Below are 26,280 nucleotides of genomic sequence, written 5' to 3' on the forward strand. Positions count from 1 at the left end.
TGTGTTACGCCTCATAAGACTGATCACTTTCCTCCGTTTTTTCCGCAAGCAGCCGAATGATGAGCGGAAGCGCCGCCGCAATCAGCGTAATGATCGCAAGAACCGTTATGCCCATCGCAAACAGATGGCCCGTTCCGTATTGGATATCGATATAGACTTTCGAAACCGGACTGTCAAAGGTGAAGTTCGGCATAATTAGGTCGATCAACGGCGCCACATAAAAGAGAATGAGCGCGGATGATGCGATCCATCCGGTAATCGAGCCGAAGACAAAGGCTGCCCGGATAAAAGCTGAACTCGCCGCAAGCAGGAGAATCGTAAAGACTGACCATTTAATCGTCTGATCGTCCGGAAGCGAGTAGATATTCAGACCGAACAGACTGATCATCAATCCGACCATAATGTTTAAAATCCCAAAGAGCGCGCCTTTGACAAGAAGCGGCGCCTGCTGATAATACGAGCTGAAATAGCCGATCAGAAGACTGCTGATCAGGACGATCACCAAAATGACGACCGGCGGAACATTCTGAACCCGGTCTTCCGGCACCTCTCCGCTGATTTTAAGCGGGTTGGCGAGATAATCGTAAACATAGCCGTTTTCCTGTCCGTCAACAAGCGCGTTCCCTAAAATGCCGTACACGTCATTTCTGATCAATTTCGTGGAATTGACGTTTTTGCCCCAGTTGCTGTTCAAGGTGTCCGCTTTCTGCTGGACGTCATTTACGCTTTGCTGCATATTGTCGGTATAGCTGATGATGCCGGACTGGCGTTCTGACAGATGGCCCATCGTGTCAGACATTTGCAGGACTTCACGGCCGACGGTATCCTGAGCGCCGAGCGCCATCGTTCCGGTTAATCCGTCTCCGCTGAACGCGGCCGCTTCCTGCACAGCGCCTTCAGCCAGCTGATCGGATGCTTTCGCCGCGCTGTCTGAAATGCTGGCGAGCTCATTGAGCACCCCGGCTTGTTCATCTCTGATATACGAGCTGTAGTTATCCGAGAATTCGGTCATGCCTTTAATGAAATTGCTGATGTCTTCGTCTGTCTGCATTTTGTTGTTTTTCAGATTTTCCCAGCTTGCCGTTTCTTCCGGTTTGATGGCGAGAACGGTTTGGACTTCACCTTGCTGGGCTTTCAGCACCCGGTTTTTCACATCAGGCAGCGAGCCCGCGTCAAGAGAGTGATAGAGTGTCGCCTCATACAGGGATAAATCATTATAGTAACTCATTAAATCGGATATCTTTTTTGTATTGATGTCAGCGGCAAACATCTGTTCAAGAGCAGATTTGCGGCCGCTATCCAATGACGGGTAGTTCAGAATGTTCTGTTCTGTTCTTACAATCATTCTGTAAACGGTATTGAAGTCTTGTTTTCTCGTTTCTTCTGATTCTTCCAGCTTTTTCTTTAATTTTTCTGCGCGTTTTTTGACGTCATCAATCTGGTCTTTAAGGCCTTGGATTTCTTCATCAAGAGCATCGAGACGTTTTTTCAGTTCTTCATTATGAGTCTGCTGTTTCTCTTCCAGCTCTTTTTCAATTTGCTGAATGCGCTCAGCGGCTTGGTTCAGCCTTTCTTTTGCCTCAGTTATGTCCGTGCCGCCGTCCCCTTCAGAATCGTTCGGATCGTCCGCCGGCTCATCAGCAGGCGGAGTAACGTTTTCAGCGGCTGTCGAGGTCTGGACGGTTTTTGGCTCCTGATCGCCTGTGTTATCGGAAGCAGGCTGCTCTTCTTTTGTGCCGTCTTCCGTTTTTCCGTCTTCTCCGGGATTCGTTCCGTTATTCGGATCGGTATCGCCGGAGTTTTCACCGTCATCGCCTTGGCCCGGTTTTTCCGGTTCCGGTTTTTCTTTTTCCGGTTCTTTTAATCCGTCAGAAATGTGATTGATTTCAGCGGAGATGCGTTTTAATTCTTCACGCTGATCGTCAAGGTCAATTTTCAGATCGCCGGGTTTTTCTTCTTCCGGTTTTTCTTCTTCTTTCGGTTCATCCGAGCCGTCATCACCCGGGTCCTTTTCCGGAACGGTTAATGCCGGCCGATCCCTTTTCATAAGGGTTTGAATGCTGTTCAGTGTTTCAAATCTTGCTTGCGCTTTATATTGAGTCAAATAATTGTCCAGTAAATTGGATTGAATATTCGCCATCCCGCGTTCCTGCTCAGGAATCTGCGCTTCTCTCACCTGTTGGGCGGCAAAAAGAGCCGATCCCGTCTGGTCAAGCTGTGTCTGCGCCCGATTTATTCCTGAAGAGAGCCCGCTCATCATCGTGCTGAACTGGTTGGCGGCCTGCTGTGCTTTAATGGCGTTCAATCCGGTTGTGATTTGCTTTTGATTTTGTTCCTGCGCGGCCATCAGCAGTTTTTTCTGATTTTCTTGATATTGTTTGTAGCGCTCGACCGTGTCGGCAAAGTCTTTGAGCGTGGTTTTGGCTTCATCTGCCGAAGTCAGTTTTTCTTTTGCCGCGCCCTGCGCTTCATTCATTGATTTTTTCAGTTCGTCAATCAGGTCTTTTTGCCGTTTGATTTCACCTGCCAAGTCATTGGAGCTCGGCTTGTAAAAGTTGTACATGACGTTTTGAAACTCTGATTCTTTATTGACGATCTTGTCAAAATCGCCTCGGACATTGTTCACTTTTTGTGAGACGAAATTCCAATATAATGCCGACATTTTTTTATTCATTGATTTTTGGGCGTCTTCAAGCTCACGCTGCACTTTTTCTTTGTTGACGGCGTTCAGGTTGCTTTGAATATTGAATGTCAGCGTGGCTTTTTGCGGACGCTCCTTGTCATAGCTTAAGATGTCTTTTGAAAAATCGGATGGAATGTAAACGACGGCGTCATACTTCTTAGCCGCCAGACCGTTTTCTGCCGCGCTCCTGTTGACAACCGTCCATGAATAATCCGGACGGCCGCCGAGAGCGGCCGCTACTTCTTTGCCGAAATGGACGGATTCCTCTTCCTCATTTTCATCTGTTTGTAAGCCCATATCTTCATTCACGACTGCGATTTGGCGGGTGGCGTTGATTTTTTGTTTTCCCGGGTCATCGCCAATAAACCGGAAAAACAGCACCGGCAGCAGCAGAATGATGACGACCGCGGCTATTAATTTGATCAGGCTTTTTCGTTGTTCGGTCATCTGACGGCCTCCCTTTCCGCTGAACATAAAGGTATTTGGATTTTTTGCTCCTTCCCGTTTTCAACCAAATAGCCGAAGCCCGGCTGAATGTCCGGTTCCTGCCTTTGGTAAGGCAGCGGAATGACATTTTGTTCGGATTTTTTCACAAGCAGCATCGCGTGGCGGATCTGTTTCATTTCCGTCGTTAAGGAATCATAGCCTTTTGAGAATTCGCTGTGATTGCCCGCCGGGATAAAACTGAAGCCCACATGCGCGTAAGATTTCATAAACATCGCCAGCTTGTCCTGTATGGCGGTGTCGATCGTCTGCTGGAATCTTGTAATGCCGTCGGCCATTAACACGACCGGAGAGAAACTGAGTTTGTGCACATCGCCATTTTTGACGGCCTGCGTATACTGAGCTTCGCGCTCCGTGAAAATGGCTTCTGCCGTTTCGATCCACTGCCGGACGTCTTCTTTTGTGTCCAGATAGCTGACCTTTGTTTCCTGCGCATACTGCGACAGTCCGCGGTCAATCGAGTCAAACAGCCCGACCCGTTCCGTACCTTCACGCAGCAGGTGATTCAGCATCACTTTCAGGATATTTGTTTTTCCACGCTGTGTCTGGCCCAAAATAAGACAATGTTTATTTTTACCCAGATCAAAGTACACAGGGCTGACCTTTTCTTCATGAAGCCCGACAGGAATGCGGAACGGTTCTTGTTCTGGGCCGAGACGGAGTGAAAATTCGCCGGCCGTCAGCATATCCGGAAGCATCGGAATCGGGTCTGGGCCGGCTGTTCCGGCGTGGCGCTCAGCTAAAGCTTTGACATCGGCTTTCAGCGTCTGGAACATCTCGAGGTCATTTTCCGCTTCAGCCGGAAGAAACATTTGCGCGAAATACAGTTCTTCTTTTTGGATCATGACGCGGCCCGGGATCGGTTCGAGACTGAACGGCGGACGCCCGTAAATGGAGTATCCTTCTGACTGATCCATTAAATAATGGACGACTTTCGTTTTTATATTGTTTAACAGCGACTGGCGGACGGCGTTTACCCTCGTTGCGGTCAGCAGGAAGTAAATACCTAAGCTTTGCCCGTCGCGTGAAATCTGGATAAATTCCGTTTCTAATTCATGCATTTCATCTTTGACGATGTCGAAATTGTCAATTGTGATAAATATAAACGGCAGCTCTTCTTCACTGAGCGAATTGTACATTTTGATATGGCTGACTTCTTTTTCCCTGAACAGCCGTTTCCGCCGCTCGATTTCTTCCTTGATGCGGATCATGAATTTTTCGATCTTTCTCATTTGATCCATTAAGAAATAGTCTGCGGTGTGCGGAAGCTTTGCCAATGGCAGAAGCGTGCCGTTTCCGAAGTCAAAGATGTACATATGAAGCTCTTCCGGCGTGTATCCTTCCGCGAAGTTCATCAGGAAGGTGATGGCAGCCACTGACTTGCCGTAGCCGGATGAGCCGAAAATGCCGATGTTGCCGTCATCCATCATCGTGTAAGCGAGAGGCGCCTGTCTTTGCTGATCAGGCTCATCAACGCAGGCGATGAAGAAGCGGTCTTTTTCCTGCGCGGGGTAAAGCGTGCGCGGGATACGTTCGGCAAGCGGCGGAAGCCACGGACTCGGCAGCTTTTCAATGCCCATTTCATTTTGAATCCGCTCGATTTCTTCGACTACGGCTTCTATTTCTGCCGGGGCGTCTTTTTTCGCCGCATCATCCGCATCCACCTCAGACAGCGGAATTAAGCCGGTATCGGTAACGATAGCAATGTCATCCTCGGTGCCGTATACATCTTCCATGTAAGGGGCGCCGCTCCAGGCAGACTGGAACTGCTCATACACTTCGTTATTTCCGACTTGCAAGTAGCCGCGTCCGGTGACCGTAATATTCGCCGCATCACTGTTTTTCAGGATTTCTTTACTGTCACTTGCATCCTGCACTTTCAGCGCGACCTTAAAGCGTGAGTTGCTCCATATTTGGTCGTCAATGATGCCGCCCGGCTTTTGCGTGGCGAGAATTAAATGCACACCAAGGCTCCGTCCGATGCGGGCCGCGCTGACAAGCTCCCTGATAAAGTCAGGCTCTTCGCTTTTCAGCTCGGCGAATTCATCTGAAATCAAAAACAGGTGCGGCATCGGAATATCCGTTTCTCCCTGTTTATACAGCTTTGTATAATCATTGATATGATTGACGCGATATTGATCAAAGAGCCGCTGCCGTTTTTTCAGCTCGCTCTTAATGGATGCAAGCGCCCTGATACTGAAGTTTCTGCTTCCTTCAATATTCGTGATCGTCCCGAGAAGGTGCGGCATCTTGCGGAACGGCTGCGCCATTCCTCCGCCCTTATAGTCAATCAGCAAAAACGCCGCTTCATGCGGGTGAAAGTGAACGGCCAATGACAGGATATACGTTTGCAGAAATTCACTTTTCCCGGAGCCGGTCGTTCCCGCCAGCAATCCGTGCGGCCCGTGCGCTTTTTCATGCAGGTTTAAATAGACGATGTCGTCTTTTCCTTTATAGCCGATCGGAACAGCCAGCGATTTTGCAGACTCACTTGTCTCCCACTTCTGCCTGATGCCGATTTCTTTTACTTCCTTCGCATGAAACAGCTCGAGAAATGAGACCGTTTCAGGAATGGAATTCGTCATTCCGACCTGATGGTGCAATGTCCGAAGCGTCCGGGAAAACCGCTCGTTGGTTGTCCGTTCATGCCTGTCCAGCTTAAACGGGATCTGCACCGCTTTTTTCTGCTGAATGAGAATGTCTCCCTCATCTTCATTAATGTAGCGGACGAGGGTGTGAATGTTTTCTGCCAGGCTTTCCTTCGTTTCCGCGGCGATGATTGCCGAGATGCCGAGATGCTCATGCCGGCCTTCAATGTATTCTAAAATGACGTGCTCTGCGATCAGCTGCTGATTTGTGATGACAAAGACAAAATGCGGCTGAAAGATCTTTTTTTCTTTATCCTCTTCCAAATCCCGCTCCCGCAGCAGCTCGTAAATGGACGATAACAATTGATCGCGGGTCTGTTCATTGTAAATAAATCCTTTCGCATACATATGAGGCAGCTGAAATTGCGGCAGCCACTTCATCCATTCCCATTCCTTATATTCGTCCTCATGAAAGATAAAGACAAATCGCAGGTCATGGTAGCTGTTGAAGAACGCGAGCTGGCCGATCAGCTGGTGAATTTCATTTTTGACGATCTGAGGTTTCCCGACAAGCCCCATCGGCCCTTCTTGTAAATCAACGGTCACGGGCGCATGGCGGATATCTTTATACACACGCTGCATGTGCTGCGACTGCTCCATCAAGTCATCCACATCACGGTTCGCCAGGTCTCCGCCGCTCATTGAAATCTCGTAGCTTGACGGGACCGTGCCCGTTCCGAGCCGAAGCATCAGAAAATCCCTGCTTTCCAGCGATTTCTCCCAAATGCGGCCGCTGATTTCAGAAGTTAAATATTTCATTTTTTCAAACGGGGGAAAATGATGCGTCAGCACTTGCAGCTGTTTTTCCGACAGCGTCTGAAGCTCTTTCCGTTTGCTTTCTAAATACTGCTTGTACACACGCTCCCGTTTTTCCTCCCGTTTTTTCCGCTGGTTTTTTTCACGGAAATACTGCACGGTGGACGTAATGAGAGTCATCATAAACATCGCCAAAGAGACAAGGATGAATATGCCCCTCGGCTGTATAATGGCGACAACCCCCATTACAATCAGCATGACCACAGGAGGCAGAATGACGAGCCACAGCCCCCGGTTATTCTGTTCGCTTTCCTGCGAGGGAAAGCTGAATGAAACGCGGTCTTCGGGAAGATCGTAGACCATGCGCGGCGTTCTACGATATTGCGGGTATTTCTTTTTCATTTCGGTGCTTGGTTTTACCGTTTTGGTTAAACCGGCTTGAAGCTTTTCGTGATGAACGATTTCTAAAAGGTCGTCCTCCGTCAGCCTCACACGCAGAAAATTCCACAGCAGCTCATCTCCCGTCCGGAGCCTTTCGGGAGCTTCTGCAAGCTTTCCGTTCACATAAACTTCCTGGCCATCAGGGACGACAGACCAGCATCCTCCCGACTTTCGCAGATAAAAAGCCCCTGTTTGAGCGGAGGACGGCTCTTTGTATATATCCGCTTCCTCTGTTTCTGATGAGAAAACGATCTCATCCTTCCCGCCGATAAAATAAACGGAGGATTCTTCTTTGTCAGGGGTGAGCAGAAGCCGCATCGTCTCTTCTTCAATCCGGCAGGGCATTTCATTTCCTATTGTCAATTCGCCGGCACAGTTATTTCCCAGGAAAACATCATAACGATCTGTTTCTTTTCGATAAAGGGTTGCGGTGTTTTGCCGTAACGGAAGTGTGCCGACCGTGATTGTATCTTTCATATCCGGACCGATCGTAATCGGCTGAGACGGCGGGAGTTCAGACAGTTGAACCTTTTGTACGTGCTCTCGGTAAAAGACCCATAACAGACTCATATGGCGAACCTCCTGACAGCCTGATCGTTACCTGCGGCCATTTGATGTGTGCTGTTATTTTTTTTCATCTTTTTTCTCATCTTTCTTGTCGTTCTCTTTATTATCTTTCGCTTTGTCTTGTCTGCTCTCATCCTGTCCGGCGGAAGCTTCGGCGGTGTCACCGTTTTCCTCCGCATCTTTATGCTGCTCCTCCGCCTCTTTTTTCGCCTTCGCAAGCTCGCTTTCCACGGCATCCAGTTCTTTCTGCTTTTCGTCGTCTTTCATACTGTCATCCGCTAATAATTGCTGTTTATATTTTGTAAGTCCGAGCCAGATGTACGGGTTGTACTCAAGATTGCGGCCGATTTTGATGGCTTCTTCATTTTCCCCTCTGCCGATATCAATCCAATAAAGGAAGTGCTTCGGGTCTGATTGCAGCGTCACCAGATTCCCGATGTTTTTCCGCTGCTCTTCCCTCAGATTTTCAACTGCCACATAAGAGGAAGCAAGCTCGTACTGGACAGATTCCGGGAGGCTTTCCGCATCGTATTTAGCGAGTGTGTCAATGACTTTGCTGTACTGCTGATTTAAAAAATAGCGGTTGCTTTCTGTAATTGCCTCTTGCTTTGGCTGGGCGAAAAACAGAACGTATAAGGAGTAAAGAAGTGTCGGCACAAGGAGGACGGCAAGCGCCAGACCGGCGTATCTTTGGATTTTCCATTTCTTTTTCGGCAGTTTTATGTATGTCTTGTCCCTTTCTTCGAGGGAATGAATTGCGGTTTGAATGGTTTCTTCCAGTTCTTCAATCGTCTCCGCCTCTAGCACGCTTTTCACCTCAGGAGAGAAGTGAAGCGTCTCCTTGTACTTCAAATATTCATCGAAGGTGTACGCCCCGTCAGCTGCAAGCGCCGCACAGGCTTTAAGCTCTTTTAACACCCTTTCTCTATCTTCCTCATAAGGCGGAAGGCTCTCCTTTACGCCGTAATGAAGAAAGTAAGGCGTCAGCGCTTTATCAAACACGATATTTTCAGGGGCGGCAATCAGATTGAGACGTTTCAGCTTATGCTGTTTCACGGCTTGGACGAGACGGTAGGCAAATTGCCACCTGCTTTTTTTATCTTTTCCTTTTATATAGCGGAAAGCCTGATAAGAAGAAGGAGGTTTGATTGTGATGGTTACTTCGTCTTCTGAAACTGAGACCTCTTTTTGAAAAAAAGGATCAGCATCTTTAATCACATTTGCTTCCAGCCCGTCAAGAAGCTTGATTTTTTCCCGCTGGAAGGTGAACGTGAAGCCTGATTCGGTTTCTTCCCGGACGGCGTCTAATTCTGTTTCTAAATAAGATCTGTTATGATCTGTCATTCCACCATGTCCTTTCATAAAATTTCAAGGCGGTCTCCGTTCGTAATGCCGCAGTCAGATAGCTTTTGTTCTCCGGAAAAAACCGCTTCTTTATTGACCACTCTGATCCAATAGCCTTCACGCGGCGGAACAGATACATGCTGAGCCTGCCGGGCAATATCGATGACTTTTTTCACAGAATGGTAATCTGACAATCTGAGATCGAAGACGCTGCCGTTATAATGTGTTAAATCTATTGTAATATCGATATACATATTCATATCACCCTTACATAGAAAGAGCGCCGTCTTCTTGATTGAATCAGGCGCTCCGTTTCTTCATTCATCTTATTATCCGCGAATTTGGTTAGCGATATCTTGGTCAGTAGACTCAAGCGTATTTGCCGTTTGATCGAGCTGATGATTCACATCTTGAAGCAATTCAGACATTTTAATAAATGAAGGTTTCAGCTGCTCATATTGATCTGCAAATGCTTCACTTGAAGCACCTTCCCACATGCCTTTCAAATCAGAAATCATGCGGTTCAGGCGGTCAACCTGATTCATGACTTCCTGACTTTCAACGCCATATTGCTTAGCCATCGCTCTTAGCTCTTCGGGTGTGACACGAATTAATCCAGACATATTCCTTATACCCTCCTGTGTCATCAGCCTAAATATGGGCTAATTCACTTATTTTTTGAACGTCATTATTATAAAAACAACCATTCGGCACAGTCAAACAAATCTGTTTTAATTTTACAAAATGAGTCTTATGATATATTGGATTTTTCGGCATATTTACACATTTTGTAAATAGAGTAGTATGATTTTCTTATTATTTTCGTTTTCATCGAATGATCTTATTGTCCTAGTCTATTTCCCTGCAAAGATGCCTTTCAGTCTGAAAAGCAAGATGGTAAGATCAAGATATGAAGCTATGAAAAAGTAGGGATACAGATGACCAATCCAAAGGATCCATTTAAGTACAGTTTCGACAGGCTTGAAGATGTTGCCGACCATATCAGTGAAGTTCTTCAATGCCCCATTACAATAGAAGACGTTAATCATAAACTGCTTGCATACAGCACGCACAGCGATTGTACAGATCCGGCCCGGACGTCGACGATTATCGGGCGAAGGGTGCCGGAAAAAGTCATCAACAAACTGTGGAAAGATGGAACCATTCCGGCCCTTTTAAAAACGGACCAGCCGATCAAAGTGAAAGAAATTGACGAGGTGGGACTAAGCAACCGCGTGGCGATTTCCATCTGGAAAAACAGTCAGGTTCTCGGATTTATTTGGGCGCTTGAGATCAAAAAAAAGCTCAATGACGAAGATCTGAAGACACTTCAGCTGGCAGCCAAAGCGGTGCGGAACAAACTTTTGCACCTGCAGATCCGCAAAACGAAAATCGAAGAGCGGGGCCAGGAGTTTTTTTGGAAAATGCTGACCGGCCATATTTATCAGGAAGCCGAGATGGCCGAAGGGTTTCATAAGCTCGGAATGGCGCTGCCGTCCGTGTTCAGCGTCATGATCATCCGTTTACATGATGAGCTGACTGAAAAGACAGAACAGCAGCTGCAATATTTGCAGGAAACGACACAGCAGATTCATGTCATGCTGGCGACTGTCGATTCAAATGAATTAATCTTATTAGCCGCGCCGAAAACCGATCAGCCTTTTAAAGATTTAAAGCACTTCGCCCTTCATATTCAAAAACAGCTGAAGGAACGATATAAAATTGAGGATGCGTCGATTGCGGTCGGCGGTATTTACGAATCGATTTCTTATGTTTACCGCTCCTATCAGGAAGCGCTTTCCGTATTAAAAGCGAAAGAGCGGTTTGTGAGAGAAACCAAACACCTTTTCAGCTTTTCGGAACTCGGCATTTATCAGTACCTGGATGTGTTGGATGAAAAACGCAAGCACAGCGGCTATATGAACTATTCCCTCTCAAAGCTTGAGCAGTATGACAGGGAGCACCAAGCCGATATGGTAAAAACGCTCGAACATTTTATTGATGCCGACAGCAACGTCAACACCGCCGCTAAAGCGCTTAACATCCATGTCAATACATTGAATTACAGGCTGAAAAGAATCAGCCAGATCGCAGAAATCGACTTAAAAAATGTGAATGAAAAGTTTACGATTTACCTTGATATCAAACTTCGCAGCATGGGTTCGTGAAATTTCACAAATCCGTGTTTTTTTATTTTCTGTTTCAAACAAAGAATTTTCGCAAAAATCGCGCTACACTTGAAGCATCACACAAACATTGGGGGAAACAGACATGATTATCGGGGTTCCAAAGGAAATCAAAAACAATGAAAATCGAGTGGCTTTAACACCTGGAGGCGTTTCACAGCTTATCGGAAACGGCCATCGGGTTCTTGTGGAATCCGGAGCGGGACTCGGAAGCGGCTTTACAAATGAAGATTATGTATCAGCAGGGGCGGAAATTCTGGAGGACAGAAAGCAAGTATGGGATGCGGAAATGGTCATGAAGGTAAAAGAACCGCTGGCTGAAGAGTATGCGTATTTCCGTCAAGGTCTGGTCTTATTCACTTACCTTCATTTAGCTGCAGAGCCGGAATTAGCTAAAGCGCTTACAGAAAAAGGCGTGACAGCTATTGCGTACGAAACGGTAACGGACGGACGTTCCCTTCCGCTGCTTACGCCGATGTCCGAAGTGGCCGGCAGAATGGCCGCGCAGATCGGGGCTCAGTTTCTTGAAAAACCAAAGGGCGGAAAAGGAATTTTATTAGCCGGCGTACCGGGTGTATCCCGCGGAAAAGTCACGATCATCGGAGGGGGCGGCGTCGGAACAAATGCCGCGAAAATGGCTGTCGGACTCGGTGCCGATGTGACAATGATCGATTTGAACGCAGACCGACTGCGTCAGCTTGATGATATTTTCGGGCATCAGATTAAAACATTGATGTCAAACCCTGTAAATATTGCAGATTCCGTCGCGGAAGCGGATCTTCTGATCTGCGCCGTGCTCATCCCGGGAGCCAAAGCGCCGACTCTCGTTACGGAAGAAATGGTTAAACAAATGAAACCGGGTTCCGTCATTGTTGATGTTGCCATCGATCAGGGCGGTATTGTGGAAACCGTTGATCATATTACAACCCACGATAATCCGACTTACGAAAAACACGGTGTCGTTCACTACGCTGTCGCCAATATGCCGGGCGCCGTACCGCGTACGTCTACGCTCGCATTAACGAATGTAACCGTTCCTTACGCGCTTCAAATCGCCAATAAAGGCGCGGCACAAGCCATTGCAGACAGCCCTGCGCTTAAAGCGGGCTTAAATACGGCTAACGGACATGTCACGTATGAAGCGGTAGCCAAAGACTTAGGCTATGACTACGTGCCTGCTGAAAAAGCAATGCAAGGTTCGGCTGCAAAAGCTTAATAGATATGAAGAGGACAGCCTGATCAGCGGGTTGTCCTTTTTTCTTTCTCATAAAAGGAAAACCGGCCCCCTGTCTCGAATATCAATTCATATCCCGAAAGAAAAAGGAGGATTCATATGGCTGTTCAGCACTATGGTGTATTAAAAGGCACTGTGTCAGATATGAAAAGGGAAACAGATGATGATTCTCCGCATTTTCAAGTCGAGGTGCTAGGCGAGCCTGATACGCGCTATCGCTGTGCGATCAATGTCATGTCAAGTTCAAAAGAATCAGAGGTTCTGTATGCGGCACGCGATCATTTTGACGCAAGCGCGATCACCCTGCTGCCCAACATTCCGTATGGATATACCCCAATTGATGAAACCAGCCGTGAGCTGGCGCTGGATTATGTCCGCGGCGGATTGTTTGATCCCCGGAACATGGTGCCCCTCCCGCATGAAGTCACCGGTCCGGATAATGACTTAAATGACTTTATTGAGACGTACATGCAAAAAGCCAAATCAGAAAAAGCCACCGTCTATATTTACGGCTCTAAATTCGGGCCGGAGCCGGGCGCTGATAAGATTTTCGGGTTCAAGCCGACAAACGGCATGCATAATATTCATATGAATCAGGGAAACCCAATTGATACACGCTGGAAGAAGGATAACGGAACGTGGCACGACGGCGGTATTTTAATCCAGTTTGCAGACCAGTGGGCCGCGGTCTTTTTGGCTTTTCTGTCTCAGTCATGGTGCACGAATGAAGAAGGCCACCCTTATACATTTTGTGATCATACACAGCTTAACGGCTGATGTCCGCATAAAAAGCCTGCCGAAATAACGGCAGGCTTTTCTTATTACATTTTAGCGGTTTCGTCCTGTTTCAGGCTTTCCGGCCTCATATCACGCCAGTTTGTTTCAATATATTCGAGACAAACGGGGCGGGTTTCATTCGTGACGCGGGTTTCCCAGCCGTCCGGCACATCCAGATAGGCCGGCCACAGTGAGTACTGGCCTTCAGCATTGACGAGCACATGGTATGAGCCGTCTTCCCGTTCAAATGGATTTGTCATATCATTCTTTCCTTTCTCTACCGGACTGTACGCCGTCCGTTTAATTTCTCTGCCAGAATCGCGCCGATGTCGGCAAGCGGGCCCGGCTGGCACATATCTTTATGGCGGCAGTCTAAGTCATACCGCTCGATTTTCCCCGTAATATACGGTTTCCAAGTATCCGGCTCAATCGGGTCAAACCACTCCGGAATAATCGTGGATCTGAAGAACAGCACATCTCCGTGGAACGGCTTCGGCTTGTATGTTCCTAACAGCCCGACAGAATTAACGTACGTGTCTTTCAGATTCATCATCACTGACTCGTCCAGGCTGGCTAATGCACTTCCCTCACGGCGGAGAATGGTCAGCGCGGTGTCAAAATCAAGCGGCTGATCCCCGAGGCTGTCCGGGTCGTACCCTCCCAGGGCAAGCAGCGCAATGACGGCTTCCTCGTCATCAGGCGCATTTTTTATCGGCAGAAAATGATTCGGATACGCGTCAAGCATCACCAATAGCGAAACCTCTTCACCCCGGCTCTGTAATTGTGTCGCCATGGCCTGAATGACATTCCCTCCAAGAGACCAGCCGAGCAGACGGTACGGCCCTTTCGGCTGCACGGTGCGGATTTTTTCAATATAATCCGCCGCCATGTCATCTAAGCTTTGCGGAAGCGGTTCTTTTTTTCCGATGCCTCTCGCCTGTAAGCCGTATATCGGATAATCAGCCTCTAAAGAAGACATCAGCCCGGCATAACACCAGCTGAGACCACCGGCCGGATGGACACAGAACAACGGTGTTTCTTCTCCTGCCGTTCTGAGCGGAAGAAGAACATCAAGCGCGCTTGCGCCCGTTCCTGACTCAAGTCTTTCAGCAAGGCTTGCCACCGTAGGAGCTTCAAATAGTGTTCCGATACTGAGCTCGGCTCCCATCGCTTCCCGAATACGGCTCATTAAATGAACCGCAAGCAAAGAATGGCCGCCTAAATCAAAAAATCTGTCATCAATACCGACACGCGGCAGATGAAGCACCTCTGCGAACAGCTCACACAGCATTTCTTCCTGCGGCGTTCTCGGTCCCCGGCCGGTGACCTCCGTTTGGAAGTCAGGCGCAGGGAGCGCTTTTCGGTCAAGCTTTCCATTCGGTGTCAGCGGCAGTTCATTCATTTGGACAAAAGCTGACGGAACCATGTAATCCGGCAGGCTTTCTTCGGCAAACCGGCGCATGTCCCCCGTGTCCAAGGTGCTGCCGGCAGATCGGACAAGGTAGGCGGCCAGCCGTTTATCTCCCGGCCGGTCTTCACGGACGACTACGGCGGCATCCTCGACATCCGGATGTTTGACGAGAACCGCTTCGATTTCTCCCAATTCAATCCGGAAGCCGCGGATTTTAATCTGGTGGTCCGCCCTGCCCATATAATCAAGAGAACCGTCCGTCCGCAGGCGGGCTAAATCCCCAGTCCGGTACATTCTCGTTCCCGACGGGCCGTACGGATCAGCCACAAAGCGTTCGGCGGTCAGGCTTTGCCGCCCTAAGTAGCCGCGTGCCACGCCTCCTCCGGCCACATACATTTCGCCCGTGATGCCCGGGGGCACAGGCTCCAGCCGGTCATCAAGCACATATACGTTCAGATCAGGAATGCCGCAGCCGATGAGGCTGTTTGCTCTCAGTTCGGCAATGTTTTTGTCTAATTCAAGGTAACTGACGTGCACCGTCGTTTCCGTAATGCCGTACATATTCACGAGCACCGGCTGATTGTCTGCGTGGCGGCTGTACCAATCCTCAAGCCGGCTCAGCTCAAGCGCCTCGCCGCCGAAGATGATATATCTGAGTGCGAGCTGACGCCCCAGCTCTTTGTGTTCTTTTTCCGCATGCATCAGCTGGTAAAACGCTGACGGCGTTTGGTTAAGTACAGTCACCCGCTCTTTCACGAGGAGATGTAAAAACGCTTCCGGCGATCTGCTGATGTCATGCGGCACGACGACGAGACGTCCGCCGTGAAGCAGCGGCCCCCACATTTCCCAGACAGAGAAATCGAAAGCGTAGGAGTGAAACATCGTCCATACATCATCAGAATGAAAGTGATACCAATGCCGCGTCGACTCAAACAGCCGGATAACATTGCTGTGCGGAATGATGACACCTTTCGGCACACCTGTTGATCCCGACGTGTAAATGACATAGGCCGGGTGAAGCGGTGACAGCGGACGAATACGGTCGGCATTCTCAGGGTTCGTGACGGCATATTGCCGAAGTGTTTCCTTGTTCTGCGGATCATCCAAGATGAAGGCCGGCATGCCGCTTTCGATAGAGAGCTTACTTGCGCCTTCACGGTTGATGAGCATAAATACAGGCTTAGCATCATGTAACATAAAAGCAATGCGGTCCGCGGGATAATCAGGATCAAGCGGCAAATACGCTGCCCCCGTCTTCAGGACGGCTAACAGCCCGACAATCATATCTAAAGAACGCGGCAGCGCCAGTGCAACAAACTGCTCCGGGCCGACGCCGCGGGCAATCATCATGTGCGCGAGCTGATTGGCTCTTTCATTCAGCTCTTTATAACTGAGTCCGCTCTCTTCAAATACTGCCGCCGTTTCATCCGATTTTGCGGCGGCCTGTATTTCAAACAGTTCAGGCAGTGTCTGCCGAGGCTGAATATGCTGTTTTGCCCGTTTAACCGGCAAAAGCTTCCGGCGCTCTTCATCAGAAAGAATGGTTAAGCTTCCGATCGGTTTTTCCGGATGTGATGCAGCATCTTCGAGCAGAAGAAGCAGGCGTCCGGCAAGTGCTTCAGCCGTTTCTTTTCTGAATAAGTCCGTACTGAACTCCAGCAGGCCTTCAATACCGGCAGGCGTGCCGTCGTCATGGCGCTGTTCCGCCAATTCCAGCGTCAAATCAAATTTGGACGATCCGACACTGCTGATTTGCAGGCTTGTTTCCATATCAGGAAGACTGAGTACAGGGTCAGGCGTATTTTGGAATGCGAGCATCACTTGGAACAGCGGATGTCTTGACCGGGAACGAATCGGATTCAATTCTTCCACGAGACGTTCAAACGGCACATCCTGATGTTCATATGCTGCGAGATTCATTTCTCTGACCCTTTCAAGGAGCTCACAAAAGCTCGGATCGCCAGAGGTATCGGTTCTCAGCACGAGTGTATTAATGAACATACCCACAAGGTCTCCCAATGCGTCATCACTGCGGCCGGCTATCGGACTGCCGATCGGAATATCGGTCCCTGCACCGAGCCGGGTCAGTAACGCGGAAAGCCCTGATTGAAGCACCATAAACAGGCTTACGCGCTGCTTTCTGGCAAGTGAGAGAAGACGGGCATGAAGCTCTTGGCCGATGTTGACCGGAATGACGCCGCCCCTGTAGCTTGATTCAGCGGGACGCGGAAAATCAGACGGCAGCTCCAGCTGATCCGGTACATTTTCAAGCGTTTTCTTCCAGAAATCCAGCTGGCGCGCAATTAAGCTCTCAGAATCAGACGCGCTGCCTAAAAGCTGCTGCTGCCAAAGCGCATAATCCGCATATTGAACCGCCAGTGGCGCCCATTCTGCTTTTTCACCTGTTTGCCGGGCGATATAGGCTATGGATAAGTCACGCATGAGCGGATTCAAGGACCAGCCGTCACCTGCGATGTGATGCAGGAGAATCATCAGCGTATACTCGCCGTCACCAAGATCAAACAGCTCAGCCCGGACGGCCGCCTCTTTAGCGAGATCAAACCGATATCGTGCCGCAGCGGCAAGCATGTCTTGGAGCTCGTTTTTGTCTGCACGTGTCACTGTAAACACAGGGCGGGCTTCTTCAGCAGATAAAATGAGCTGATGAGATGATCCCTTATTTTCCGGAAAAACGGTGCGCAGGCTTTCATGACGGCTGACAACATCGTAAAAGGCGTGTTTCAGCGCTGATTGGTCAAGCTTGCCTGACATGCGGACAATCACCGGAATGTTGTAAGTCGGGCTTGGCCCTTCAAGACAGTAGAGAAACCAAAGACGCAGCTGCGCAAATGACAGCGGGATGTGCTCCGGCCGGTCAAACGGCTTGAGCTTAGGCCGCGCGCTCTTTGCGGTGTCAAGCTGTGCGGCGAGCCCGGCAACGGTCGGCGTATCAAACAGACGGCCGATGCCAAGCTCTGCGCCCATTGTCTCCCGAACCCGGCTCATCAGGCGTCCGGCTAAGAGCGAATGTCCGCCCAATTCAAAGAACCCGTCATCAATTCCGACCCGCGCGAGACCGAGAACCTCGGCAAACAGATCGCATAATATTTCTTCCTGCGGTGTCCGCGGCCCTCTGTCAGACAGGACAGCGGAAAAATCAGGTGCAGGCAGAGCGCTGCGATCGAGCTTCTTATTCGGCGTCAGCGGCAATTCTTTCAGCTGTACAAACGCGCCCGGCACCATATAATCCGGCAGGCTTTCGGCCATATATGCACGAAGTCCGCCGATATCAAGGGGCTGATCCGCGACAGCGTAAGCCGCCAGCCGCTTATCTCCCGGCTGGTCTTCACGGACAATGACGGCGGCCTGCGAAACACCCGGATATTTCGACAGCACTGACTCGATTTCTCCTAATTCTATCCGGAACCCGCGGATTTTAATTTGGTGATCGGCTCTGCTGATATAATCAAGCGAGCCGTCCTCACGCCAGCGCACGAGATCTCCCGTCCGGTACATCCTCGCGCCCGCGGACCCGTACGGATCGGCAATGAATCTTTCAGCTGTTAAATCAGGACGGTTATAATAACCTCTGGCAAGCCCTTCACCCGCGATATAAAGCTCGCCCGCGACTCCCGGCGGGACGGGCTGCAATGCGGCGTCCAGCACATATACCCGCGTGTTCCAAATCGGCTTTCCGATCGGAGGCGCCCCTCTATGGTCTTTTGCAAGCGGCTGTGCGGCCGACCAGATTGTTGTTTCGGTCGGCCCGTACAGATTCGTCACCGTACAGCCTGATTCAAGCAGAGCATGCATAAGCGTCTTCGGAAGCGCCTCACCTCCGACAAGCACCTGCAGCGCCCGGAGAGAATCCGGTTCATTGGTAACTAATGAATGCCACAATGTCGGCGTTGCCTGCATGATTGAAATACCGTATGAGTGAATCATGTGCGCAAGCGCCCGCGGTTCCTGAATCGTCTCTTTACGTGCGATGACGCACCCCGCCCCGCTGATGAGCGGAAGGAAGAGCTCAAGTCCGGAAATATCAAACGCCGCTGTCGTAACGGCAAGCAGGCGGTCTTGTTCGCCGAGCGGGAACATTTCCCGCATGGATAAGAGGAAATTGCTTACGCTTTTTAATGTCACGACTACGCCTTTCGGTTTGCCCGTTGAACCCGATGTATAGATGATATAAGCGGGGTGCAAAGGCGAACATTCCGCCTGAGCGGGACAGTCAGCATTTTGAGCGGCAACGGTTTTTACCGTATCAGGGTCATCGAGAATGATCCTTTTTGCATCACTGTCTTCCGGCAAGCGTCCGGATAATTCCATCGTTGTAATCAGGCAGGCAGGCTGTGCATCTTTGAGCATGTATGTGATCCGCTCAGAAGGAAAATCAGGATCAAGCGGCAGGTATGCGGCTCCCGTTTTCAAAACGGCCAGCATGCTCACGGCCAGCTCCTGTGACCGCGGAAGCAGCAAAGCGGCAAATTGTTCCGGTCCGAGCCCCTTTTCTTTTAGCATGCCGGCAAGCTGGTTCGCGCGCTTGTTCAATTCGGCATAGCTGAGCTCTTCGTTTTCGGTGATGATTGCCGGCCGGTCCGGTGTTTTTACGGCCTGTTCGTAAAACAGCTCCGGCAGACTTTTCTGCTTCTCGGCCTTGCGCGTGTCATTCCAGCTTTCCAGTACGCAGAGACGTTCACTTTCAAGCAGAAGGTTGAGTGTGCCGATTTTTTGTGTCTGGTCTTTCACAGCGGATTCCAACAGAAGCAGGAAGCGTTTTTGATGGTTTTCAATATCTTCGGCGCTGTACACTTCCGGATTCGCATCAAAGTCCACACGCATTCCGCTTCCGTCAGCTCTGTCGTAAACGTTAATTGACAAATCATCAACGGGCCCTGCTGACAAATTATGGACGGTTCCTGGCGCTCCGGCGAAATCAAGCGCGTAGTCAAACGGCATCACATTGACTTGCGGGCCGAACAGCCTGCGATTTTCTCCGAGCAGTTTAAGGTCGCGGCGCATGTCTTCATGGCGGTATTTCTGATGGCGCCGGATGTTTCGGATTTCTTTTGCCACTTGGCTGACGGCCTCATGAAAATTCATATCCGGGCGGAGAGAAAGCCGTAAAGGCAGAAGATTCATGACCATACTCGGAATATTCAGTGAAATCGAGCCGATCCGCCCCATCATCGGTAAACCGAGCACGATATCCCCTGCGTTTGTCATCCGATGGACATATACCGCCGCTGCGGCCGTGACGGCTTCATGCCAGTTCGGAATCGCTTTTACATACTGTAAAGCCGTTTCAGAAAGATAAGCCGTGCTTCTCCGAAAACTTGTTGACGTTCTCGGCGCTCTTTCCGCCAAACTGACGACATCAGGTTCATCCGCAAATTTCTCCATCCAAAATTCCCGATCTTTCAGGAATTGATCAGACGCGCGGTATTCTTGTTCTTCTTTTACCAGCTCCTCCAAAGAGCCGAAGGAGCGCCCGTTATCCGGACGTCCTTCCCGTATTGCGGTGTACATTTGCGCCGTACGCCGTGCCAGCAGTGAAAAACCGTAGCCGTCTATCGCAATGTGGTGAATGCGCTGATACCAGAAAAAGCGTTCCGGTCCCGCCTGAAATAAAATGTCGCGGAACAAAGGCCCGGCCGCCATATCAACGGGCTCAGCCAAATCTGTCTGCATGAGTCTGAGTGCGGCCTGCTTCGGATCAGCTTCTGAACTCACATCTATGACATCGATCGCAGCCTCAAATGGAGGATTGATGATCTGCTTCGGCCCGTCTGCTCCCTCTTCGAAGCGGGCGTGTAATGACGCGGCTTCCGTCAGCACGCGTTCGAGAGCGGTTTTAAATATGTTCACATCGATCGCGCCGTTTATCTCAACGTACTCGCCTGTATTGTAAATCGGATTATCAGGATCAAGCTGCTGCGCAAACCAGATACCGGCCTGTGCGCCTGTCAGAGGCAGCTGTTGTGTATCATGCATTCTATTCTCTCCCTTTATAAATAATCTGCGTTCGGCAAGACTTTTTGAGATCGGGAAGAAAGAAGTCTCCACCACTCTTCCAGCGTCGGGTTCTCCGCCAGTTCCACAAACGTCACTTCAGCTCCGTCACGGCGCCATTGTTCGACAAGACTCATGATTCTGACGGAGTCAAGACCTCTGTCCAGCAGGTCTTCATGATCCGGAATATCAGACGGTGATTCTTGAAGAATCGCCGCAATTTGTTCCCGCACCCGGTCTTTTGTCAATACGGCGGAAGCCTTCTTTTCTCCTTCAGAAACCGGCGCGCCGCCCAGCAGCTCCAGCACTTCGTTTGTCAAAGCTGTGTAAGCGCAACGCTGAGACGCATATTCGATGGCCATCTTATGTTTTTCTGAAGAAAAATCAGCAACGGCATCTCCGATAAAGAAGCTTTGGATATCATCCATAAATGCTTCACATGCTGTGACGAGGCAGCCGATGTGTGCATAAATTCCCGTAATCATGAGCTGGTCTCTGCCGCTTTCACGCATGATCTCAAGGAGATTCGTCCGTTTAAACGCGCTGTATCTCCACTTTGTGAGGACAATGTCCTGATCATCCGGGGCAAGCTCCGGAATGACCTTTTCTTCATAAGGCCCGCTTTTTAGCCCCGGCCCCCAAAAATCCGTCAGCAGCGCGCGGTCCGCCGGGTCTTGGCTGCCCGGCTGCGCGGTATACACCACCGGAATGCCAAGTGCTTTGCATTGCTCTTTTATTTTTTTGATATTCTGAGACGCCTCTGTGATCGGAGCTTCACCTTTCGCAAAAGCATCGACGAAATAATTCTGCATGTCATGGATCAGAAGCACCGCGCGTTTCGGATTCAGCGTCCACGATACTTTATTTTCAGGCATATCTGACGCTGTCGGCAGCGCATATGCGGGAATAGACGGTATAGCCAATGTAAACACTTCCTTTTTTAAGATTGTTTGATTTCAGCCGGCTTTACTTTTTGGGCGATCGTTTCGCGAAGATCCTTTTTACTGACCTTGCCGACGCCAGTTTTCGGGAAAGAAGCGATAAATTCAATCCGGTCGGGGATTTTATATGCCGCCAGTCCGCGCTCACGTAAAAATGCTTTCAGCTCTCCCGGTTTCGGCGCTTCTCCTTTCGGGATGACGAACACACAGGATCGCTCCCCGAGAAAATCATCCGGCATTGAAACCATGGCAGCATCATGAACGGCAGGATGCGCAAGAAGGTGATTTTCCACCTCCTCAGCGGCTATTTTTTCACCGCCCCGGTTGATTTGATCTTTCGCACGTCCTTCGACGATGATATAGCCGTCCGCCGTCAGTTTGACGATATCGCCGGTCTGATAAAATCCGTCGGCTGTGAATGATCTTTCATTATGTTCTGGCGCTTTATAATATCCGCGAATCGTGTAAGGGCCGCGTGTAAACAAATGTCCCGCTTCACCGGGGGCGACATCCCGCCCGTCATCGTCTAAAACCCTGACCTCATCAAAAGGTGACATCGGTCTGCCTTGCGTATTGACAATGATCTCTTCAGGATCATCCAGTCTCGTATAATTCACCAATCCTTCCGCCATTCCGAAAACCTGCTGAAGGGTGCATCCGAAAGCGCTCTTCACGCGGCGGGCCGCCTCAGCGCTGAATTTGGCGCCTCCTACCTGCAGCACTTGAAGGCTTGATAAATCATCACTTCGCGAACCGGATGCGTCCATCCACACCATCGCAAGCGGCGGGACGAGCGCTGTAATCGTGACACGTTCTTTTTCAATTAACGGGAAGCAGTCATCCGGACTCGGCGTCGGTGACAGAACAACCCGGCCTCCGGCATATAAAGTTCCCAGCACACCCGGCGAGCTGAGCGGATAATTATGCGCTGTCGGCAGAGCGGCCAAATAGACGCTGTGATGATCCAAGCCGCATATTTCCGCACTGATGCGCAAACTGTATATGTAATCGTCGTGTGTTCGCGGAATCAGCTTGGACAGCCCCGTACTGCCTCCTGAAAGCTGTAAAAAGGCGACTTCCGCCGGGCTTACATCTTCCAGCTGAACAGGCTCTCTATGCAGGCTGCTCAGTTCCTGAAACTCTTCAGCTTCCCCGGCTACAATGACATGCTTCAAATCCGGAAGTTTGTCTTTCACCTGTCTGGCAAGCGCCCTGTAATCAAAACCTGAATGCATATCAGGAATGATGTATGCTTTCGCCTCTGCAAACTCGCAGAAATACGTAATCTCACTGCTTCTATGAGAAGGCAGCGCGAAAACGGGCAGTGCTCCGAGTCGGAACAGCGCAAAAATCACTTCAAAAAACTCAGCGATATTCGGCAGCTGAACGACAACGCGGTCTTCCTTTTGAATTCCGAGCTTATGCAGTCCCGCCGCTAAACGATCGGCCCTTTCATCTAATTCTTTGTAGGTCCAATGTACATCTTTACACGTCACGGCAGTTTGATTTCCGTATAAAGCCGCGCGCTCTTTCAGCATTCCTCCGAACGTCTCACCCTTCCAGCAGCCGTCTTTTCGGTATTTGTCAGCCCATTCTTCCGGCCATGGCGTAAATCCAGTCAGCACGATCCGTTCCCTCCTTTTTTACAACTCATCTTGGTAAAGCCCCATCGCCCGGAGCATGGTGCGGAATTTCGCCGATGTCTCGTCCAGTTCATCCTGCGGCTTTGATCCGGCGACAATTCCGGCACCCGCAAAGAGCCGGAGAGACCTTGTTTCCGCTTCGGCGCAGCGGAGTGCAATAATCCATTCTCCGTCACCTTCAGCATCACACCAGCCCGCCATTCCCGTGTAGAAATTGCGGTCAAACGGCTCAATATCCTGAATCGCTTCTCTCGCCGCATCCGTCGGCGTTCCGCATACCGCGGGCGTCGGATGCAGGGCGATGGCCAGCTCAAGCGATGTCGTTGACGGATCACGCAGCTCTCCCTTTACCTCGGTGGACAGGTGCCACATCGCCTCAGTTTTAATGAGTGACGGTTTTTCCGGCACATCAAGCACACGGCAGAACGGTTTAAGGGCGGCGGCCACGGCGGCCACAACTACGGCATGTTCATGCAGATCTTTTGCTGATTGCAGCAGTTCTTCCGCTCTTCTCTGATCCTCGGCGGGATCTGTGCTGCGTGGTCTGGAACCTGCCAGCGGATTGGACAGAATCGATGTTCCGTTTTTGGACAGCAGCAGTTCAGGACTTGCGCCGAAAAGCGTTTTTCTTGTTTCCGACGTTCCCGTCACATCCGCAGCGAATGTATAGCCGTGCGGGTTGTGCTGCGCCAAATGCTTGACGGCCTGAGGAATGTCGATATCCTTTTCAGCGGTCAGATGAAGCGTCCTTGACAGCACGATTTTGCTGAGCGGACCGTCCGTAATGTTGAATACGCCTTGTTCCACACCGCTCATAAAGCCCTCAGGCTCCGGAACGGGACGGATGTCATATGTATTGGATTGCGGCTTTTCTGCGGAAGATTCCGCAAACGAAAGCGGACCTGCCGTATGGACATTCTTCGGTACAAAAAGCCGGGAAGCTTTTCTGCAGTCAAAAGGAATGGCGCCGGCCGCAATCGGATATTTGATGCCGGCTTTCTTTGCCTCAAGAAGGGTCTGTCTCACACGTTCAGGCAGTGAATCCAGCTGATTTTCCGCGTCTGTATCAGGCACTTCCGCAAACATTCCTTCCGCAAGCATCGTACTTTTCGGGGAAGCTAAAAAGAACGCCCCGGGCTTGTAAGCGTCCAGCACCTCTTTTGCTGACACTTCCGTCAATACATGTTGATTTGTCATGTTTGTCCCTCCTTCTCGTTACATCAAACGCCTAAAGTAGCGCCGCCATCAACGCATAAATCATGCATCGTAATATGGTTTGCCTGTTCAGAAGCCAGAAACAAAACGGCATTTGCAATATCAGAAGGCTTCGCCAGCTTTTGAAGCGGAATTCCCGTTTTATATGTATCAAGCGAACCTTTGATGACGTCCCGGGCTCCGTTCTCGTCCTGCCACAGCGCCCGCTGCATGTCGGTTTCCGTTGAACCCGGAGATACGATGTTGCAGCGGATATGATGGGCCGCAAGCTCCAGTCCGAGGCATTTCGTAAACATGACGGCAGCCGCTTTTGACGCCGCATAAGCCGCCATGGAAGCACGCGGAACGCCGGCTGCATTCGAACCGACCGTAACGATGGCGCCCTTTTTCCGCTCAATCATGTACCGGCTTACAGCGCGCGACACATGAAATACGCCGGTCGTATTAACTGAAAATGTTTGATCCCAATCTTCATCACTGAGGAATTGCACCGGACCCGGCCGCAGCACGCCCGCAACGTTCGCCAATATTTCAATAGGCCCTATGTCACGTTCAACGGCGGCGATGATATTATTGACAGCCGCACTGTCAGATACATCTGCGGCAAACCCCTGCGCCTGCACGCCTTTTTGCCGGAGTCTGTCAGTTAGCCCAAGAAGCAGGTCTTCATTTGTATCTATAGCTGCCACATTTACGCCTTGTTCAGCAAGGGCAAGCGCTGTTGCTTCTCCGATGCCTTGAGCGGCGCCGGTGACAACGGCCGTTTTCCCTTTCATTCCCAATGCGTCCATATTATCATTCCCTTTCTATATTGATAATGATTATCATTATCAATTATGATTCAAGACAATCATATCCAAATCAAAACACGCAGTCAATTAGAAAATTAGAATCAGCTGCATTTAGTTCGAAGGGCCTGTTTTTTCTCATGCAGGAGAATACGGGGTATGCGGCCCTCCCGGATTCAGGCAGAAACGCAGGGCCCTGCTAATTAAAACGGGCAGGACAGAAATATGGCCCTCTCCTTCAAACTCGCTGTATTCAGTACGGACTCCATCATCTTCAAATCCGGATAATAAAGAGTACAGCGCCTCTGCGTGCTGCGGGATTCTGCTTTTATGTGTTTTTTCAATTTCTCCCGCAGCCAGCAATACGCTGACTTGAAGATTTTCCGCAGAGAGCCGGTCTGACAAACGTTCCGCTTTTTCCTGAATAAAAAGCTTGTTCCAGTGAATTGACGGACTCCCGGCAACATAGGTCTGAAACATGTCCGGCCTCGTCAAAAGCACTTGCAGCACAAAAAGACCGCCCAGCGAATGGCCGAAAATCGTCTGCCTGCCTCTGTCGATCGGATAATCCCGCTCCATCGCGGGCTTTACTTCTTCTTCTATAAAACTCAGAAACGCTTCCGCCCCTCCCTGTTCGGGCCATGCCGCGCCGCGCGGATGCACCGGCAGTTCTGATTCAGAAAGCGGCATCGTAAAATCACTGTGCCGTTCGGCGGAAAACGGCTGATCTGTCGGGTAGCCGATTCCGACAATCACCGCCGGAACAACGCCTGTTTTTTCAGGCCGTCGGCTTTGCACCCGCAAAGCTTCGGCCATTGTGCCGAATACGGAATTCGCATCGAGCAGGTATATGACGGGGAAGCCGGATGCAGGCGGCTCTTCCTGAGGAAAAGAGACAAAGATACGATACGTACGGCCTCCTTTAGAGCGCATTTCTCTTACTTCTGTGCCCGGAACCGCGTATCGGCCGGCCGGCGTGAAACCCCGTTTTATTTGTTTTCCGTCCATTATGTGTTCATCCCCTTTGCGGCAATTGCTTTATCTATGCTTATTGATAATGATTTTCAATATCAAAAGACACCTCAAATAATAGGTTTTTTGCCAAACAAAGTCAATGGATTTTTGATATA

The 26,280-nt window shown here is 50.0% G+C and carries 15 protein-coding genes; 3 read left to right on the forward strand and 12 right to left on the reverse strand.

Annotated features, from left to right (window positions below):
• Nucleotides 1-4: 4 nt before the first annotated feature.
• From esaA to OTK50_RS10515, 5 genes are all read right to left on the reverse strand, one after another.
• Nucleotides 5-3,130 (reverse strand): type VII secretion protein EsaA, encoded by a 3,126-nt coding sequence (gene esaA / locus OTK50_RS10495; protein WP_266121871.1) that lies wholly within the window; start codon nt 3,128-3,130, stop codon nt 5-7.
• A complete protein-coding gene (essC, locus tag OTK50_RS10500; RefSeq protein WP_266121872.1) occupies nt 3,127-7,602 on the reverse strand; it encodes a type VII secretion protein EssC in 4,476 nt (1,491 codons plus the stop codon). The genes esaA and essC overlap by 4 nt, the downstream gene beginning before the upstream one ends.
• 54 nt (nt 7,603-7,656) lie before the next feature.
• Nucleotides 7,657-8,943: a type VII secretion protein EssB gene (essB, locus tag OTK50_RS10505; protein ID WP_224223778.1), complete on the reverse strand. Its 1,287-nt coding sequence runs from the start codon at nt 8,941-8,943 to the stop codon at nt 7,657-7,659.
• A gap of 14 nt (nt 8,944-8,957) precedes the next feature.
• Complete coding sequence (locus OTK50_RS10510; RefSeq protein WP_007408690.1) at nt 8,958-9,197, reverse strand: EsaB/YukD family protein; 240 nt, start codon at nt 9,195-9,197, stop codon at nt 8,958-8,960.
• 75 nt (nt 9,198-9,272) lie between these two features.
• Nucleotides 9,273-9,566, reverse strand: a complete 294-nt coding sequence (locus tag OTK50_RS10515) for a WXG100 family type VII secretion target (RefSeq protein WP_003152013.1) — start codon at nt 9,564-9,566, stop codon at nt 9,273-9,275.
• A 315-nt stretch (nt 9,567-9,881) separates the two neighbouring features.
• Here OTK50_RS10515 and OTK50_RS10520 point away from each other — a divergent pair, with 315 nt between their 5' ends.
• The 3 genes from OTK50_RS10520 (at nt 9,882) to OTK50_RS10530 (ending at nt 13,140) form a co-directional block, all read left to right on the forward strand.
• Nucleotides 9,882-11,111, forward strand: coding sequence for a PucR family transcriptional regulator (locus OTK50_RS10520; RefSeq protein WP_014418775.1), 1,230 nt, complete (start codon nt 9,882-9,884; stop codon nt 11,109-11,111).
• Between the two features lie 103 nt (nt 11,112-11,214).
• Entirely contained in the window at nt 11,215-12,345 is a 1,131-nt protein-coding gene (ald, locus tag OTK50_RS10525) for an alanine dehydrogenase (RefSeq protein WP_003152011.1), read from the forward strand.
• Between the two features lie 117 nt (nt 12,346-12,462).
• Nucleotides 12,463-13,140 carry a YukJ family protein gene (locus tag OTK50_RS10530; RefSeq protein WP_007613467.1) on the forward strand — a complete coding sequence of 226 codons (678 nt, stop codon included), beginning with the start codon at nt 12,463-12,465 and terminating at the stop codon, nt 13,138-13,140.
• A 44-nt stretch (nt 13,141-13,184) separates the two neighbouring features.
• Here OTK50_RS10530 and OTK50_RS10535 read toward each other — a convergent pair whose 3' ends face one another.
• The 7 genes from OTK50_RS10535 to OTK50_RS10565 all read right to left on the reverse strand — a co-directional run bounded on the left by OTK50_RS10535 (nt 13,185) and on the right by OTK50_RS10565 (nt 26,158).
• On the reverse strand, nt 13,185-13,400 hold the full coding sequence (locus tag OTK50_RS10535) for an MbtH family protein (protein WP_032876777.1): 216 nt from the start codon (nt 13,398-13,400) through the stop codon (nt 13,185-13,187).
• 17 nt (nt 13,401-13,417) lie between these two features.
• The gene (locus OTK50_RS10540; RefSeq protein WP_224223779.1) at nt 13,418-20,545 is read right to left on the reverse strand and encodes an amino acid adenylation domain-containing protein; all 7,128 of its coding nucleotides are present in this window, start codon (nt 20,543-20,545) and stop codon (nt 13,418-13,420) included.
• Nucleotides 20,546-20,559: 14 nt separating this feature from the next.
• Nucleotides 20,560-21,486 (reverse strand): isochorismatase, encoded by a 927-nt coding sequence (locus tag OTK50_RS10545; protein ID WP_032867164.1) that lies wholly within the window; start codon nt 21,484-21,486, stop codon nt 20,560-20,562.
• A 17-nt stretch (nt 21,487-21,503) separates the two neighbouring features.
• On the reverse strand, nt 21,504-23,129 hold the full coding sequence (locus tag OTK50_RS10550) for a (2,3-dihydroxybenzoyl)adenylate synthase (protein ID WP_224223780.1): 1,626 nt from the start codon (nt 23,127-23,129) through the stop codon (nt 21,504-21,506).
• Nucleotides 23,130-23,147: 18 nt separating this feature from the next.
• Complete coding sequence (gene dhbC / locus OTK50_RS10555) at nt 23,148-24,344, reverse strand: isochorismate synthase DhbC (protein ID WP_266121873.1); 1,197 nt, start codon at nt 24,342-24,344, stop codon at nt 23,148-23,150.
• A 23-nt stretch (nt 24,345-24,367) separates the two neighbouring features.
• Entirely contained in the window at nt 24,368-25,153 is a 786-nt protein-coding gene (locus OTK50_RS10560; protein ID WP_266121874.1) for a 2,3-dihydro-2,3-dihydroxybenzoate dehydrogenase, read from the reverse strand.
• Nucleotides 25,154-25,288: 135 nt separating this feature from the next.
• Nucleotides 25,289-26,158 (reverse strand): alpha/beta hydrolase, encoded by an 870-nt coding sequence (locus OTK50_RS10565; RefSeq protein WP_266121875.1) that lies wholly within the window; start codon nt 26,156-26,158, stop codon nt 25,289-25,291.
• Between the last annotated feature and the right edge of the window lie 122 nt (nt 26,159-26,280).

It is taken from the genome of Bacillus sp. NEAU-CP5 (genome assembly GCF_026420705.1).
Taxonomy (GTDB): domain Bacteria; phylum Bacillota; class Bacilli; order Bacillales; family Bacillaceae; genus Bacillus; species Bacillus velezensis.